We start from the raw sequence: 14,007 nt of genomic DNA on the forward strand, positions 1-14,007 counted from the left end.
GGCGGTCGCATCGGCTGCCTCGATAAGGCTTCGTGCTGACGACCCGCAGCAGCGATTTCGAACTCCATATTGGTCAGGACATCTCGATCGGCTATCCGGGCCGCTCCAGCACGATGGTTGAGCTCTATCTGTGGGAATCGTATACGTTTCCGATGCTGACGTCAGAAGCCGCTGTCGTCCTGGCGCCGGTGAGCCCATGACCGCTTCGTCCGCACATCATGTCGTCATCGTCGGGGCCGGCTTCGGCGGCCTCGAAGCGGCGCGCGATCTCGCAGGCGCGCCGGTGCGCATGACCGTCATCGACCGGCGTAATCATCACCTGTTCCAGCCTTTGCTCTACCAGGTGGCGGTTGCTTCGCTCGCGACATCGGAGATCGCCTGGCCGATCCGCTCTCTGCTGCACCGGTACAAGAACGTCACGACGCTGCTGGGGAGCGTCGTTGGCGTGAAGGTCCAAGAGAAGGAGGTTTTGCTGGACGGCGAGCCGCCGATCGCCTTCGACACCCTGATTCTGGCGACCGGCGCGCGCCATGCCTATTTCGGCCATGATGAATGGGAACCCTATGCGCCCGGCCTGAAGACCCTCGAGGATGCAACCAAAATCAGGCGTCGCATTCTGTCGGCCTTCGAGCAGGCCGAGTGGGAAACGGATGAGGCCCGGCGCGCCACATTCCTCACCTTCGTGATCATCGGCGCAGGTCCGACTGGCGTGGAGCTCGCCGGCACGATCGCCGAGCTCGCCCGAGATACGCTGCACGGCGATTTTCGCAATTTCGATACCCATAGCGCGCGTGTCGTCCTCATCGAAGCCGGCCCGCGCATCCTCGCCGGCTTCAGCGAGGATCTGTCGGCTTATGCCCACCAGGCGCTGATGCGTCTCGGGGTCGAGATCAAGCTCGGGCACGCTGTCTCAAAATGCGGCGAGGATGGTGTCGAGCTCGGCGAAGAGTTTCTCCCGGCAAAGACGATTTTGTGGGCCGCGGGCGTCGCGGCTTCGCCGGCGGCCGATTGGCTGAACGCGCCCGCTGACCGGGCCGGGCGGGTTCTCGTGGAGGGCGACCTCGCCCTCCCGGGACATCCGGACATCTTTGTGATCGGCGATACCGCCCATGTCGCAGCAGTGGATGGAAAGCTTGTTCCCGGCGTCGCGCCGGCGGCCAAACAGGGGGGCCGCTATGTCGCCGCGGTGATCAAGGCCCGGTTGAGCAACGGAAGCGTGCCGCCGCCATTCCATTACAAGAACGCCGGCAATCTCGCGACGATTGGAAAGCGCGCGGCCATCGTCGATTTCGGCTGGATCAAGCTGAAAGGGCGCCTGGCCTGGTGGATGTGGGGCATCGCTCACATCTTCTTCCTGATCGGACTGCGCAACCGTCTCACCGTCGCCTTGAGCTGGCTGTGGATCTATATCAGCGGGCAGCGCAGCGCCCGCCTCATCACGCAAGGCCAAGCGAAGAAAGGTGAGGCACCGAATTAGAGTACGACGACCTTACTTCTGGCGTTAAACTGGGGAGAGCAGGCGGATGGACGCTTCTAGCGATCGCCGGCGGCGATATTCATAAGCCGATCTCGGACGCCAAGCAGGGTTTCGCACAGGCTTTCCAGCTCGCTGACCGAGAAGCCGGCTGCGAGTTCGGGCAGGTGCGCTGCCAGCCGGTCGCGCAGCACGCCGTTGAAGCGGGCCTCGCCAGCCGGTGAAACCACCAGACCGTTCTCCTGCTCGAACGCCGCGTTCCAGGCCACTGCCTCCTCCTGGGCTAAACCCGCCGGCAGATCGAGTTTCAGTGTTCCCTCGCTCAATCGCACGGGATAGCCGCCCGGCAAGCCGTTCGGCCCCGGGACATGGCCGCGCCACTCCCGGCCTGCCGCCATGGCGAGCAGCATCGGCACGCCGCTGGCGCCGGAAATCTCGATGACCGGCTCGGGCGTCAACTGGATGTCGGCGAAGCGCGCGAAGGCATCACCGACCTCACGGCCGTCGATCCAGACGCGCGGCGGCGTTCCACCCCGTTGCGCCGGCGGGCGTCGCCAGGCCGCGAGGTTTTGATAATGGGCGAGAACCTTGACCTCCGCGCCGGCGGGAACGGAAGCCGAGCCGGCGAAGACATTGGACAGGATGGCGACATTGCCCATGCCGCAGGCGACATCGTGGCCGAGCGCCGTGATGATGCTGTTGACGACATCCGGGAAGCTGCAGTTCACGAGTGTGACCGGCTTACCCGAGCGAGTGATCGCCGCCGCGACGCGAGCGCTGATCAGCGCCTGGAAGACGGCGGTCGCGCTCAGGCCGCCCTCAGCGACAAGGTTCGTCCAGGCATTGCCGCGCTGGGCAATGACCTGCGAGGTCTGGATCGAGGCGGCCTGCACCAGGATGCGCGGGCCGGTCGCGGCGAGCAATGCGTCGGCGGCGTCGGGCGCCAACAGGTCGATTGCATGCGTGTCGAAGCGCGCCGGCTTGCCGAACAGGGCGGCCCGGGCGTTGGCGGCCGTGCGCAGCCAGCGCAACCGTTCCTGATTGCGGCCGGCGATGGTGATGTGCACCGGCTCTTCCGCCGTCGCGGCGATGTCGAAGGCGATGCGCGCGGCAAAGCCGCCCGTGCCGGAGATCAGAATGTCGCAGGCGGCCATCTCAGCGCTCCACCAATGCGGCGCGGTCCCAGCAATCATCGAGCCGGGGCGAGAGCTTGTGCTTCATGATGCGCTGGCTTGCCGTGCGCTCGAACTCATCGACAAGGGCGATGTAGCGCGGGTTCTGATAGGGGGCGAGGCGACGGCCCAGCCAGTCCGACAGGGTCGCGGGATCAAGGATCGCGCCCTCGCGCGGCTTGACGAACAATTTGATGTCCTGCTCGCCGATATCGGCTGCGACGCCGATCATGGCGCAATCCTCCACCGCCTCGTGCTCGGCTGCGACATGCTCGACCTCCCAGGCGGAGACGTTCTCACCACGACACCGCACGCTGTCGGTCATGCGGCCGTGGAAATAGAGGTTCCCATCGGCGTCGAAGGAGCCGAGATCGCCGGTGTGCAGCCTGCCATTGCGCAGCGCCTTTGCGGTGGCCTCGGGATTGTCGAGATAACCGGGGAAGATCGCGCCGGGAATATCGGTCTCAACGACGATTTCGCCGCGCTCGCCCGGGGCGATTGGGGCTCCATCCGAGCCAAGCAAGTTGACCTTGAACCACGGCATGCAACGGCCGACGGAGCCCACCACGCCGCTGTCGTTACAGGTGGTGATGCTGGAGGCTTCCGTCATGCCGTAGCACTCGCGGATCTCGACGCCGAAGCGTTGCTGGAATTGCGGCCAGATATCGGGCGGGCAGCCGCCGCCCCAGGCGATGCGGACGCCGTGATCGCGATCGAGCGGGCCGGGCGGCTGCTTCAGCAGGATCTGCAGGATGCCGCCGAGATAATGGATATGGCTCGCGCCCTCGGCTTTGACCTGGCTCCAGAAGCGGCTGGCGCTGAAGCGCTCGACCATGGCGAGCGTGATGTCGCGGATCATCGGCAGGGGCAGCAGCTGTGCCCCACCGATATGATAGAGCGGCTCCCAGACGAACAGCACCTCTCCAGGTTTTGCAGCCGAGACGCGCCCGACGCCCTCGGCCGCCAGCCGCAGCATGCGATGCGAGACGATGACGCCCTTGGGGCGACCGGTGGTGCCCGATGTGTACATGATCGCGAACACCGCGTCGGGCGCCGGTAGCGGTTGGTCGAAAGCGCTGGTCTCGGCGAGGATGGCGTCGAGGCCGCCGCCCGGCCCGTGGACGAGGATCGTGGGCGCATCAATTGAGGGAAGCACCTCGGTGACGAGCGCGGCGAGGTCATCATCGACGATGACGAGCCGCGGGCCGGAATGGCTCAGCAGATAGCGCAATCCCTCGCCGCGCTGCTGCGCGTTGACGGGAACCCAGGCCACTCCCGCCTTGGCAAGGCCGAAAACGCAGGCGATCGTAGCGATGCTGTTGCGCATCATCACCGCGACGCACGCGCCAGGAGCGATGCCGCTTGCATGGAGATGGGCGGCGAAGGCGCAGGCCTGCCGGTCGAGCGCGCCATAGCTCACCGGTTCGCCATTGAAGCGGGCATAGATCCCGTCGGGATCGCGCAGGGCGCGCTCGTTCAGCAGACCGACAAAGCCGTCATCATCGAAAGGCATGGGACACTCTGGATCGTCGCAAATCGGGTTCAAGGTGTGCGGCGGAAGCGTTCTGCGGTCACGAGCATCACTGTGACCACCACGAAGACGACCACGGATACGGCCGCCAGGGTCGGGTTCAATTGCAGGATCATGTCGTCCCACATCTGCTTGGGCAGGGTCGTCTTGATGCCGCCGCTGACGAAGATCGCGATCGTAAGCTCGTCGAAAGAGGTGATGAAGGCGAAGAGGAAGGCGGCCACCAGGCCCCCTTTCACCAGGGGAATCGTCACACCAACCAGGGTGCGCAGGCGATTGGCGCCGAGCGTGGCGGCGGCCTGGTCGAGGCGCTGGTCGTAGCTCTTGAGCACGGCGGCGATGGTGACGAGCGTGAACGGGATCGCCAGCACGGTATGGCCGATGATGAGGCCCAGATCCGTCGCGATCAGGCCCATCCGGGCAAACAGATAGAACAGTCCAACCGCGATCACGATGCGCGGCACGATCATCGGCGCGAGAAAGAAAGCGAAGATCAGCCCACCCCAGCGCGTGCGGCTGTTGGCCAGCGCCAGCGCCGTGAAGCCGCCGACCGTCGTTGCGGCGACCGCGGTGGCGAAGGCGACGAGGAAGGAGCGGATCGTCGCCTGGATCCAGAGCGGCGAGGCGAAATAGGTCTCGAACCAGGTCAGGCTATAGCCCGGCGGTGGAAATTCGAGGAACTGCGAGGAGGTGAAGGCGAGCGGGATCACGAGCAGCGTCGGCACCACGAGGAAGGCGATCGTGACCCAGGCGAAGAGCGGCAGGATCAAACCACTGCCGCGCTTGCCGAGAACCATGCGGGTCAGCGCGGCGAGCTTGCCCGCCAGCGCCGCGATCCAGCCGAGGATGACGAGGCCGAGATCGCGGATGCGTCCTGTACTGACCTGTGCGGAGCCGCCGGCAATGGTGGAGAGGCCGAAGAGCCGGTCATAGAGCCAGCAGGAGATCAGCGCGGTTGCGAGCATCATGGCCGCCAGCGCTCCCGCGAAGGGCCAGTTCAGCAGCTCCTGGATCTGGGTGATGATGAGCTGCGCCAGCATGGTCTCGCGGCGACCGCCGAGGAATGCCGGCACGATGAAGAAGCCGAGCGAGGAGATGAAGACGAGCAGCCCCGCGGCGGCGACGCCAGGCAGCGAGAGCTTGAAATAGACCAGCCAGAAGGCGTGAGCCGGCGAGGCCCCGAGCGTCTGCGCCGCCTGGACGAGGCGCCGGTCGATGCCGGCCATGACCGGCAGAAGCGTCATCACCGCCAGCGGCACCATGGCGTGAACCATGCCGACCATGACGCCGAACTCGTTGTGGAGCAGCGCCAGCGGCTGATCGACGATCCCCGAACCCGTCGCCAGCGCGTTGATGATGCCGCTGCGGCCGAGCACGATCATCCAGGCGAAGGTCTTGACGAGATAGCTCGTCCAGAACGGCACCATGACGAAGAGCAGCATGCGGCCGCGGAACATGTCCGGCAGGCGCGCCAGCCAGTAGGCCAGGGGATAGCCGATCAGCAGCGAATACATCGCCGTGTAGCCGGCGATGCGGAAGGTGATGCCGAGGACGCGCAGATAGACATCCGTGCCGGCGATGCGCTGATAGGTGGCTATCGAGAAGGCGCCGGTCGCGGGATCGACGAGGCTCAGGCCCAGGAGCTGTGCGACCGGATAGGCGAAGAAGATGCCGAGGAAGATGACGCCGGGCAGCGCGAGCCAGAGCGGGCCTAGCCGCGGCAGCCGCCAGCCCGCCAGACGTTGCTTGGCTGCGATCGCGCCGCTCATGACACCAGCACCGCCTTGTCGCGCTGCCAGCCGGCGACGATGCGCTCGTCGAGGCCGGGAACCGTTTCGCCGGGGCCGAGGCGAAGCACGAGCGCGGCGCCGTCATCGAGCCTGGCGATGATCCGTGTCTCCGAGCCGGCATAGACGATCTCGCTGACCGTTCCGGCGACGCTGTTGCCGGCCTCGGTGCCGAGATGCAGATGCTCCGGCCGGATCACCAGGGCGCCCTTGCCGTTGTCGCAGCGCGCGCCATCGGGCAGGGAGAAAAGGCCATGCGCGGTTTCGAGCGAGCCATTGGCGGTCGCCGTGCCCCGGAAGATGTTCGAGATGCCGATGAAGTCGGCTGCGAAGGCGGTGCGCGGCCGCTCATAGATCTCGCGCGGCGTACCGAGCTGCTCGATCCTGGCATGGTTCATCAGGCAGATCCGGTCGGAAAGCGCCAGCGCCTCCTCCTGATCATGCGTGACATAGACGATGGTCGCGCCGCTTTCGCGATGCAGCCGCTTGATCTCGATCTGCATATGCTCGCGCAGCTTCTTGTCGAGCGCGCCCAGTGGCTCATCCATCAGGATGATCGAGGGCTGGTAGACGAAGCAGCGGGCAAGCGCGACCCGCTGCTGCTGTCCGCCCGATAATTCGCGCGGAAAGCGCTGGGCGAGATGGCCGAGATGGACCATCTCGAGCGTGTCTGCGACGCGCCTGGTGATCTCGGCTGCTGGCCGGCCGCGCATCTTGAGCGGAAAGGCGATGTTCTCGGCAACCGTCAGATGGGGGAACAGCGCGTAGTGCTGGAACACCAGCCCGATGTCGCGCTGATGCACCGGCGTGCGCGACTGGTCGCGCCCGTCGATGATCACGCGGCCTTCGCTGGCCTCCACGAGACCGCAGATCAACTGCAGCAACGTCGTCTTGCCGGAGCCCGAAGGGCCCAGCAGCGTGAGGAACTCGCCTTCAGCGACGCTGAGCGAGCTCGCTTCGAGGGCCGTGGTCGCGCCATAGCGCTTGCACAGCCCCTCGACGACGAGCTTGGGCGGCCTCTCGCCGCCGTGAGGCTGGATCGCTGCCACAGTCACCGGTCTCAGGTCAGCAGCCAGGCGTTGAAGCGCTCGGTCACGGCGGCGCGGTTGGCGCTCCACCAGGCCTCATTGGCGATCGCCATCAGCTTGAGGTTGTCCGGCGCGGTCGGGAGCGATTTGGCGCGCTCAGTGGGAATCGTCTTGTAAGCGTCGAGATTGGTCGGCCCATAGGCCAGGATCTCGGTGTAGACGGCTTGCGCCTGCGGCGACGAGCAGAACTTGATGAACTGCCGCGCTGCCTCGGCGCGCGGACCGCCCTTCGGCATGGCCCAGCCCTCGATCGAGTAAAGGCCCTGGTTCCAGACGATCCTGGCCGGCGTGCCGCCATCGATCGCGGCCTGGAAACGCGCATTCCAGCCGGGGATCATGTCGACCTCGCCGCTCTGCAGCAATTGCGTCGACTGGGCGCCGCCGGTCCACCAGACCGCGATATGCGGCTTGATCTTGTCGAGCACCTTGAAGGCGCGCTCGATATCGAGCGGGTAGAGCTTGTCGAGCGGCACGCCGTCGGCAAGCAGCGCCTGCTCGATCGAGTCGATCGGGTTCTTGCGCAGGGCGCGGCGGCCCGGAAATTTCTCGACGTTGAAGAAGTCGGCCCAGCTCGTCGGCGCGTTCTTCACCCGGTCGGTGCGATAGGCCAGAACGGTCGAATAGACGTCCGTGCCCATGAAGTTGTCCGAAATCGCCTCCGGCATCAATTGCGGTACGTCGGCATGCGAGAAGCCGATCGGATCGAGCAGATTCTGGGAGGCCAGGATGTCGCGCGCCGACAGCGTCAGCGTGCAGACGTCCCATGTGTAGGATTTGGTCTCGACCATCGCTTTGAACTGGGCGGTCGGCTCCGCCTCACGGGCGACGTTGACGACCTTGTTGCCGGTCGCCTTCTCGTAAGGGTCGTAGAAGGCCTTGCGGAAAGCGGGACCGAAAGGTCCACCGGGATCGGCGACCGTGATCTGCGTCGCCGCATTGGCACGCCCGATCAAGGCCGGTGCGAGCATCGCACCGGCGGCAACGCCACCTGCCAATTGCAGCAGGTCGCGCCGGTTCGGATTCATCGTCTTGCTGGTCATAGACATCTCCCCTTCACGCGGTTTTCCGCAATTTCCCCATGGGTGATCGTGACGTCAGGCTCAGGCTGCATACGTTCAGGCGCTTTTGCGCGCGGCTCTTTTTGCGAGGAATTCTTCCATCATGCGGGCGGGTTCTCCGGTGGCATAAGCCTCGCGCTGGTTGCGGATGCCGGCCTTGAGGCACTCGCGGAAGCTTGCCTCCGTAACCTCGCGGAAGCGGGCCTTGTTGAGACGCATCGCGACAGGTGGCTTTCCGGCTAGCTCCGTGGCGAGTGCCAGCGCCGCCTCCGTCACCTTCTCCTTCGCCACGATCCGGTTGATCAGGCCGATCCGGAAGCATTCGTCGGCATCCATCATCCGCCCGGTCAGGGTCAGGTCGATGGTGCGGGCGATCCCGATCATCTCGCGCATGATCCAGGGGCCGGTCACCGAGGCAATGCCGGAATTGATCTCCGGCTGGCCCATGGTGACGCCGTCATGGCCAATGCGTAGGTCGCAGAGCAAGGCGACCTGGAAGGCCGAGCCCGCCGCGACGCCGTTGAGCGCGGCGATGAGCGGCTTGGAGAGCGAGCGCAGCCGATCGTAGAGGCGCTCCCACTCGCCCATCCAGAGCTCGGCGCGGTCGGGATCGAAGGTCTTGGTCTCGTTCAGGTCCTGGCCGGCCCCGAAAGCCCGGTCGCCAGCGCCCGTCAGGATGATGGCGCGCACCGCCTCATTGGCTTCGAGCTCATCGAGCGCCTCGACCAGTCGCGCCCGCATCGGTGCGTTCCACGCATTCAGCACCTCAGGGCGGTTCAGCGTCAGAATCCCGACCGGACCGCGAACCTCGCTTAGAACGAATGCCTGCATGGATTCCGTCTCCCGATGAATTTCTATTACAATGCGATAATTTCTATTATTCAATCAACGCCAATGAGGTTACCTTGTCAACCGGGGTGGTCGCGGCCATTGATCGGGGAAGGAGAAGACCTGCATGTCCACGCTTGACGCGAGCCCCGCCGGCCGCAAACGCGCCGCCACCTCGGACGATAAGGCCGAGAGGAAAGACGACGCCTTGATGGTGATGTCGGTCGAGAAGGCCTTTCGGGTGCTCTCGGCTTTCGGCCGTCAGCACCCGACGCTGAACCTGTCGCAGGTCGCATCCGTGACCGGGATGGATCTGAGCGCGGCCCAGCGCTTCACCCATACGCTGGTCAAGCTCGGCTTCCTGAGCAAGGACAGCGAGACCAAGCGCTTCGAGCTCACCGCCAAGACGCTCGACCTCGGCTACCATTTCTTCCGCAGCAGCCGGCTGGTCGATCGGGCGATGCCTTATCTGATGCATCTCAGCAAGGAGACCGAGGAGACGGTCAACCTGACCATGCTCGAGGACACCGAGATCATCTTCGTCTCGCGCTTCCTCAGCCGGCATGTGCTGAACACGGACGTCATCATCGGCACGCGGATGCCGGCTTACTGCACGGCGCCTGGCATCGCGATGCTGTCCCGGCTGCCCGAGGCCGAGGCGCTGGCTATCATCGATCGCTCCGACCTGCAGCCCCATACCCCCTCCACGACATGGCAGCGCGAGAGCCTGGTGAGCAAGATCCGGGAGGCGAGGGCGCAGGGTTACGCGACAGCCTTCGAGGAGTTCTATCTGGGCGACGCGTCGATCGCGGCGCCGATCCTCGATCATCGCGGCCGGCCGGAAGGGGCGGTGAATGTCGCGGTGTCGTGTTCGCGCTACAGCCGCGAGGAGGTCGTGACGCGCTACTCCTCCCTGATCATCGCCGCCGCCCACGCGATCTCGCGGGTCTGAGGGAGGCTGCGCGGCACGCGGCTTGACAGTTCGGCTGCGCGTCTATCATCATCCGCATTATCTTATTGCATTGCGATAGAATGATGCGGGGGGTGGGGATGGATGATCACGCCGGCCAGTTCGTACGGGCCGTGTCTCGGCAGGGGCCACGCATCACGCTCCATTTCGACGGAGAGGCGGTAGAGGCGTCTGAAGGCGAGAGCGTGCTCGCCGCTCTGCTGACGCAGCGCTCGTTCCTGCGGCGCACGGAGTTCGGCAGCGAGCCACGCGCCGGCTTCTGCCTGATGGGGGCCTGCCAGGACTGTTGGGTCTGGTCGGATACGACTGGGCGATTGCGCGCCTGCACCACCAATGCGATGGCAGGCATGGTCTTGCGCAGCCAGCCGCCAGGGTTGGATGCCTTGCGTGGCTGAGATCGTTGTCGTCGGCGCCGGCCCAGCCGGCATCAATGCCGCCGAGCGGCTTTGCGCGCATGGCCATCGCGTCGTGCTGGTCGACGAGGGCCGGCAGGCCGGCGGCCAGGGCTATCGCCGACCGTCGCCCGGTCTCGATCTCGACATGGCGGCGCTGATGGGCACGGAGGCCGGCAAATACGAGGCGCTGCACGCCCGCTTCGCCAGGTTGTTGCCGCAGATAGACTACCGCCCGCAGACGCTGGTCTGGGCGGTCGAGGACCGTACGCTCCATGTGGTCCAGGCGGGTGTTGCCGCGACGCTGCGTTTCGACGCGCTCGTGCTCGCAACCGGCGCGATGGACAAGATCGCGCCGTTCCCGGGCTGGACGCTGCCGGGCGTGTTCACGCTGGGCGGAGCGCAGGTCGCGCTCAAGGACCAGGGGTGCCTGATCGGCCGGCGCGTCGCTTTCCTTGGCTCGTCGCCTCTGCTGGCCCTCGCGGCGGCGCAATACCGCAAGCTTGGCTGCGAGATCGTGGCCATCGCCGACACCACGCCTTTCGCGAGCAAGCTGGCGGCGCTGCCGGCCTTGGCCCGTTCGCCGCGCACGCTGTGGCGCGGCCTGTCCTATCTGGGTGGCGCGATGCTGGCAGGCGTTCCGGTCCTGCATGGTGTGACACCGGTGGAGGTGGTCGGCGACGGCCATGTCGAAGCCTTGATCCTGCGTGATAGGCGTGGGCGCGGGCGTCATTTCTCCTGCGATGCCATTGCGCTGGGCTATGGTCTTAAGCCTGAGACGCAACTGGCGGAGCTCGCCGGCGCGACGCTCCACTTTGACGAGGCCTTCCGGCTCTGGCTGCCGCAATGCGACGCTGACGGGCGCGCCGCGCCGGGCCTCTATCTCGCCGGCGACGGGGCCGCGATCGGCGGGGCTGATGCGGCCGAGACCAGCGGCGGGCTCGCGGCGATGGCGCTGCTCGTCGATCTCGGCTCGCCGGTCGATGAGCGGGCGCGCCTTGCGCTCCGCCGCAGGCTCGCTCGGCTGCGCGGCTTCCAGAAGGGGCTAGCGAAAGCTTTCGCCTGGCCGGTCGGGCAGATCCGCGCCTTGCCGGATGACGTGATGCTCTGCCGCTGCGAGGAGGTCCGCATCGGCGAGATCAGGCGGGCGATGGCGCAGCAGCTCGGCCCGGTCGAGATCAACCGGGTCAAGGCGATGACACGCTGCGGCATGGGGCGCTGCCAGGGCCGTGTCTGCGGCCCGGCGCTGCAGGAGATCGTCGCGGGCGCAGCCGGGATCGCAGGCGAACAGGCCGGCCGGCTGCGAGTCCAGGCGCCGGTCAAGCCGATCGCGCTCTGCGTGGCGGGCGAGGCGCCATGAGCAGGCATACGGCAGATGTCGTGATCGTCGGCGGCGGGTTGATCGGCGTCTGGACTGCCTTCTTCCTGGCCCGGCGCAAGCAGCGCGTCGTCTTGATCGAGAAAGGCGTCGTCGGCGCGCAATCGAGCGGCACGAATTTCGGCAATCTGCGGCTCCAGGGCCGCTTTCCCGGTCAATATCCGCTCTCGCTGCGCTCGCAGGCGCTCTGGGAGGAGATCGAGGCGCTGATCGGCGAGGATTGCGAGTTCGCGCAGACCGGCCATCTCTATCTCGCCTATGACGACGAGGAGAGAGCGAAGCTTGAAGGTTATGCGCAGGTCTCCGAATCCCATGGCCTCGCCATCGAGCGCCTGGGACCGTCCGAGTTGCGCAAGCGCTGGCCCTGGTTGAGCGAGCGGGCGGTGGCCGCGACCTTCTCGGCGCGCGATGCGACGGCCAATCCAAGGCTGGTGACGCCTGCCGTCGCGCGCGCCGCACGAGCGTTGGGCGTGAGCATCATCGAGAACGCCTGCGTCACCGATGTCGCGCGCAGCGGCGACGGTTTTGCGGTGAAGACGGCCGATGGCGGGCATTGGAACTGCGGTACTCTCGTCAATGCGGCGGGAGCCTGGGCGGTCGCGATCGCCGAGCGCTTCGGCGAAACTGCGCCGATTGTTCCGGCCGGCCCGCCGCAATTTGTCACGGAGCCCTTTCCCTATCTGATCGAGCCTTCGATCCAGGCCATCGACGGCTCGGTGATCTTCCGGCAGATCCCGCGCGGCAATATCATCCTCGCGGGCTATCCGCGGACAGTGGCCGATCCGGTCAATCATCGCGCCCCTGTCCCTCCGGCCAAGACATTGGCCGCGATGCGTGCGCTCGCCAGGGTCGCCCCCATCCTGGCGCAATGCCACGTCATCCGCGTCTGGTCCGGCATCGAGGGCTATCTGCCCGACATGATCCCGGTGATCGGCCCGAGCCTGACGATGCCGGGTCTCTTCCATGCCTTCGGCTTCTGCGGCCACGGCTTCCAGATCGGGCCGGGCGTCGGGCTTTGCCTAAGCGAAATGATCGTCGACGGAACAACACCGACGCCGCTCGAGCCCTTCTCGATCGGTCGGTTTCGCGAGAGCGTCGCGGTCAGCGAAAAATTCCGGAAGGAATTCGACGGCGCGTGAAGCGGCGAGAGGCGAGAGTGAAGCAATGTGGGCCTGCAAAGCTTGCCAATGCAAAGGCCCGGGCTATTGAGCAGCAATGAAGGGACTAGACGCCTTGGAGGGCAGGGGCTACCGGAACGCTTGCCGCGCCGGTCGTACTCAAGCCGTCAGTCCGGTTCAGATACTACGATATTCCAACAGGTTGCGATGCCTTTTGAACAGTCGAACGAGGTTGAGGTGAAGCAGCTTGCGGGTGGACGCGAAGCGATCTGCTCGCCATGACGGTGCGCCCGATCGTCCGCTATCCCGATGCGCGGCTGCGCTTGCCGGCCGAGCCGGTCGTCGATTTCGACGATGAGCTCGGCACGCTTGTCACGGATCTCATCGACACGATGCGGGACGCTCCCGGCATCGGCATCACAGCCCCGCATATCGGCAGTGCACGGCGCGTCGTCGTGATCGAGTTGCCGGGCGCGGATGGCGTTCGAGTCTATGTCAATCCGGAGATCCTCCAGGCTTCTCAGGAGATGATCCGGCACGAGGAAGGCAGCATTTCCATGCCGGGTGTGACCGAGGAGGTCGAGCGACATGCAAAGCTGTCGGTCCGCTATCGGGACCCGGACGGCAATGAGCGCTCGGAGGACACTGAGGGGTTGCTCGCGGTCTGTCTCCAGCATGAGATCGACCAGCTCGACGGCATGTTCTGGATTCACAGGCTCTCGCGCCTGAAGCGCGAGCGATTGATCAAGCGCTATGAGAAACTGGCGCGACGCTGAAGGGATTCGAGGCGGATATGACGATCACGATCTACGGCATCAAGAACTGCGACACGATGAAGAAGGCGCGCAGCTGGTTGGAGGCGCGCGGCGTCGCCCATGCCTTCCACGACTACAAGGCGAGCGGCATCGACCGCGTCTCCCTGGCGCGTTGGGTCGATGAGCATGGCTGGGAAACGGTGCTCAACCGTGCCGGCACGACCTTTCGCGCCCTGCCCGATGCCGACAAGCAGGGGCTGGATGCCGGGAAGGCGATAGCGCTGATGCTGGCCCAACCCTCGATGATCAAGCGCCCGGTGCTCGATCTCGGCGGCAAGACGCTGGTGGGCTTCAAGCCGGAGGCCTATGCAGGCGCGCTGGGCTGAGGCCGAGCCGTTGCGTCACGTCGGCCCAGCGCGCACTGCACTTCCGTCAGGCACTGTGCTGGGCTAACTC

Annotated in this window: 13 protein-coding genes and 1 pseudogene; 8 read left to right on the forward strand and 6 right to left on the reverse strand. The window is 65.8% G+C overall.

Features of this window, described 5'->3' with window-relative positions:
• Window positions 1-26: 26 nt before the first annotated feature.
• Both RMR04_RS13040 and RMR04_RS13045 read left to right on the forward strand, forming a co-directional pair.
• Window positions 27-200, forward strand: a pseudogene (locus tag RMR04_RS13040) (encapsulin); the annotation flags it as partial.
• Complete coding sequence (locus RMR04_RS13045) at window positions 197-1,477, forward strand: NAD(P)/FAD-dependent oxidoreductase (RefSeq protein ID WP_311915040.1); 1,281 nt, start codon at window positions 197-199, stop codon at window positions 1,475-1,477. The pseudogene RMR04_RS13040 and the gene RMR04_RS13045, both read left to right, overlap by 4 nt.
• A gap of 56 nt (window positions 1,478-1,533) precedes the next feature.
• On the opposite strand, the gene RMR04_RS13050 is transcribed toward RMR04_RS13045, so the two are convergent.
• The 6 genes from RMR04_RS13050 to RMR04_RS13075 all read right to left on the reverse strand — a co-directional run bounded on the left by RMR04_RS13050 (window position 1,534) and on the right by RMR04_RS13075 (window position 8,941).
• Window positions 1,534-2,628 (reverse strand): hypothetical protein, encoded by a 1,095-nt coding sequence (locus RMR04_RS13050; RefSeq protein ID WP_311915041.1) that lies wholly within the window; start codon window positions 2,626-2,628, stop codon window positions 1,534-1,536.
• Window position 2,629: 1 nt separating this feature from the next.
• The gene (locus RMR04_RS13055) at window positions 2,630-4,159 is read right to left on the reverse strand and encodes an AMP-binding protein (protein WP_311915042.1); all 1,530 of its coding nucleotides are present in this window, start codon (window positions 4,157-4,159) and stop codon (window positions 2,630-2,632) included.
• Between the two features lie 29 nt (window positions 4,160-4,188).
• A complete protein-coding gene (locus RMR04_RS13060) occupies window positions 4,189-5,946 on the reverse strand; it encodes an ABC transporter permease subunit (RefSeq protein WP_311915043.1) in 1,758 nt (585 codons plus the stop codon).
• On the reverse strand, window positions 5,943-7,019 hold the full coding sequence (locus tag RMR04_RS13065) for an ABC transporter ATP-binding protein (protein ID WP_410492239.1): 1,077 nt from the start codon (window positions 7,017-7,019) through the stop codon (window positions 5,943-5,945). The genes RMR04_RS13060 and RMR04_RS13065 overlap by 4 nt, the downstream gene beginning before the upstream one ends.
• A 5-nt stretch (window positions 7,020-7,024) precedes the next feature.
• Entirely contained in the window at window positions 7,025-8,092 is a 1,068-nt protein-coding gene (locus RMR04_RS13070; RefSeq protein ID WP_311915045.1) for an ABC transporter substrate-binding protein, read from the reverse strand.
• Window positions 8,093-8,167: 75 nt separating this feature from the next.
• Complete coding sequence (locus RMR04_RS13075; protein ID WP_311915046.1) at window positions 8,168-8,941, reverse strand: enoyl-CoA hydratase/isomerase family protein; 774 nt, start codon at window positions 8,939-8,941, stop codon at window positions 8,168-8,170.
• A gap of 124 nt (window positions 8,942-9,065) precedes the next feature.
• Between RMR04_RS13075 and RMR04_RS13080 the strand changes: the two genes are divergently transcribed.
• The 6 genes from RMR04_RS13080 to RMR04_RS13105 all read left to right on the forward strand — a co-directional run bounded on the left by RMR04_RS13080 (window position 9,066) and on the right by RMR04_RS13105 (window position 13,937).
• A complete protein-coding gene (locus tag RMR04_RS13080; protein ID WP_311915047.1) occupies window positions 9,066-9,890 on the forward strand; it encodes an IclR family transcriptional regulator in 825 nt (274 codons plus the stop codon).
• Window positions 9,891-9,988: 98 nt separating this feature from the next.
• The gene (locus tag RMR04_RS13085) at window positions 9,989-10,303 is read left to right on the forward strand and encodes a (2Fe-2S)-binding protein (RefSeq protein WP_311915048.1); all 315 of its coding nucleotides are present in this window, start codon (window positions 9,989-9,991) and stop codon (window positions 10,301-10,303) included.
• A complete protein-coding gene (locus RMR04_RS13090; RefSeq protein ID WP_311915049.1) occupies window positions 10,296-11,660 on the forward strand; it encodes an FAD-dependent oxidoreductase in 1,365 nt (454 codons plus the stop codon). Before RMR04_RS13085 ends, RMR04_RS13090 begins: the two co-directional genes overlap by 8 nt.
• A complete protein-coding gene (locus RMR04_RS13095) occupies window positions 11,657-12,817 on the forward strand; it encodes an NAD(P)/FAD-dependent oxidoreductase (protein ID WP_311915050.1) in 1,161 nt (386 codons plus the stop codon). The genes RMR04_RS13090 and RMR04_RS13095 overlap by 4 nt, the downstream gene beginning before the upstream one ends.
• 257 nt (window positions 12,818-13,074) lie before the next feature.
• The gene (locus RMR04_RS13100) at window positions 13,075-13,572 is read left to right on the forward strand and encodes a peptide deformylase (RefSeq protein WP_311915051.1); all 498 of its coding nucleotides are present in this window, start codon (window positions 13,075-13,077) and stop codon (window positions 13,570-13,572) included.
• Window positions 13,573-13,589: 17 nt separating this feature from the next.
• Window positions 13,590-13,937: an ArsC family reductase gene (locus RMR04_RS13105; RefSeq protein WP_311915052.1), complete on the forward strand. Its 348-nt coding sequence runs from the start codon at window positions 13,590-13,592 to the stop codon at window positions 13,935-13,937.
• Window positions 13,938-14,007: the final 70 nt, after the last annotated feature.

The sequence above is a fragment of the Bosea sp. 685 genome (genome assembly GCF_031884435.1).
In the GTDB taxonomy this organism is placed as follows: Bacteria; Pseudomonadota; Alphaproteobacteria; order Rhizobiales; family Beijerinckiaceae; genus Allobosea.

Excerpts from the sequence above, each read along its gene's own strand:
- RMR04_RS13045 (WP_311915040.1), top strand. The coding sequence starts at position 197 with ATGACCGCTTCGTCCGCACATCATGTCGTCATCGTCGGGGCCGGCTTC.
- RMR04_RS13050 (WP_311915041.1), bottom strand. The coding sequence starts at position 2,628 with ATGGCCGCCTGCGACATTCTGATCTCCGGCACGGGCGGCTTTGCCGCG.
- RMR04_RS13055 (WP_311915042.1), bottom strand. The coding sequence starts at position 4,159 with ATGCCTTTCGATGATGACGGCTTTGTCGGTCTGCTGAACGAGCGCGCC.
- RMR04_RS13060 (WP_311915043.1), bottom strand. The coding sequence starts at position 5,946 with ATGAGCGGCGCGATCGCAGCCAAGCAACGTCTGGCGGGCTGGCGGCTG.
- RMR04_RS13070 (WP_311915045.1), bottom strand. The coding sequence starts at position 8,092 with ATGACCAGCAAGACGATGAATCCGAACCGGCGCGACCTGCTGCAATTG.
- RMR04_RS13075 (WP_311915046.1), bottom strand. The coding sequence starts at position 8,941 with ATGCAGGCATTCGTTCTAAGCGAGGTTCGCGGTCCGGTCGGGATTCTG.
- RMR04_RS13080 (WP_311915047.1), top strand. The coding sequence starts at position 9,066 with ATGTCCACGCTTGACGCGAGCCCCGCCGGCCGCAAACGCGCCGCCACC.
- RMR04_RS13085 (WP_311915048.1), top strand. The coding sequence starts at position 9,989 with ATGGATGATCACGCCGGCCAGTTCGTACGGGCCGTGTCTCGGCAGGGG.
- RMR04_RS13095 (WP_311915050.1), top strand. The coding sequence starts at position 11,657 with ATGAGCAGGCATACGGCAGATGTCGTGATCGTCGGCGGCGGGTTGATC.
- RMR04_RS13100 (WP_311915051.1), top strand. The coding sequence starts at position 13,075 with ATGACGGTGCGCCCGATCGTCCGCTATCCCGATGCGCGGCTGCGCTTG.
- RMR04_RS13105 (WP_311915052.1), top strand. The coding sequence starts at position 13,590 with ATGACGATCACGATCTACGGCATCAAGAACTGCGACACGATGAAGAAG.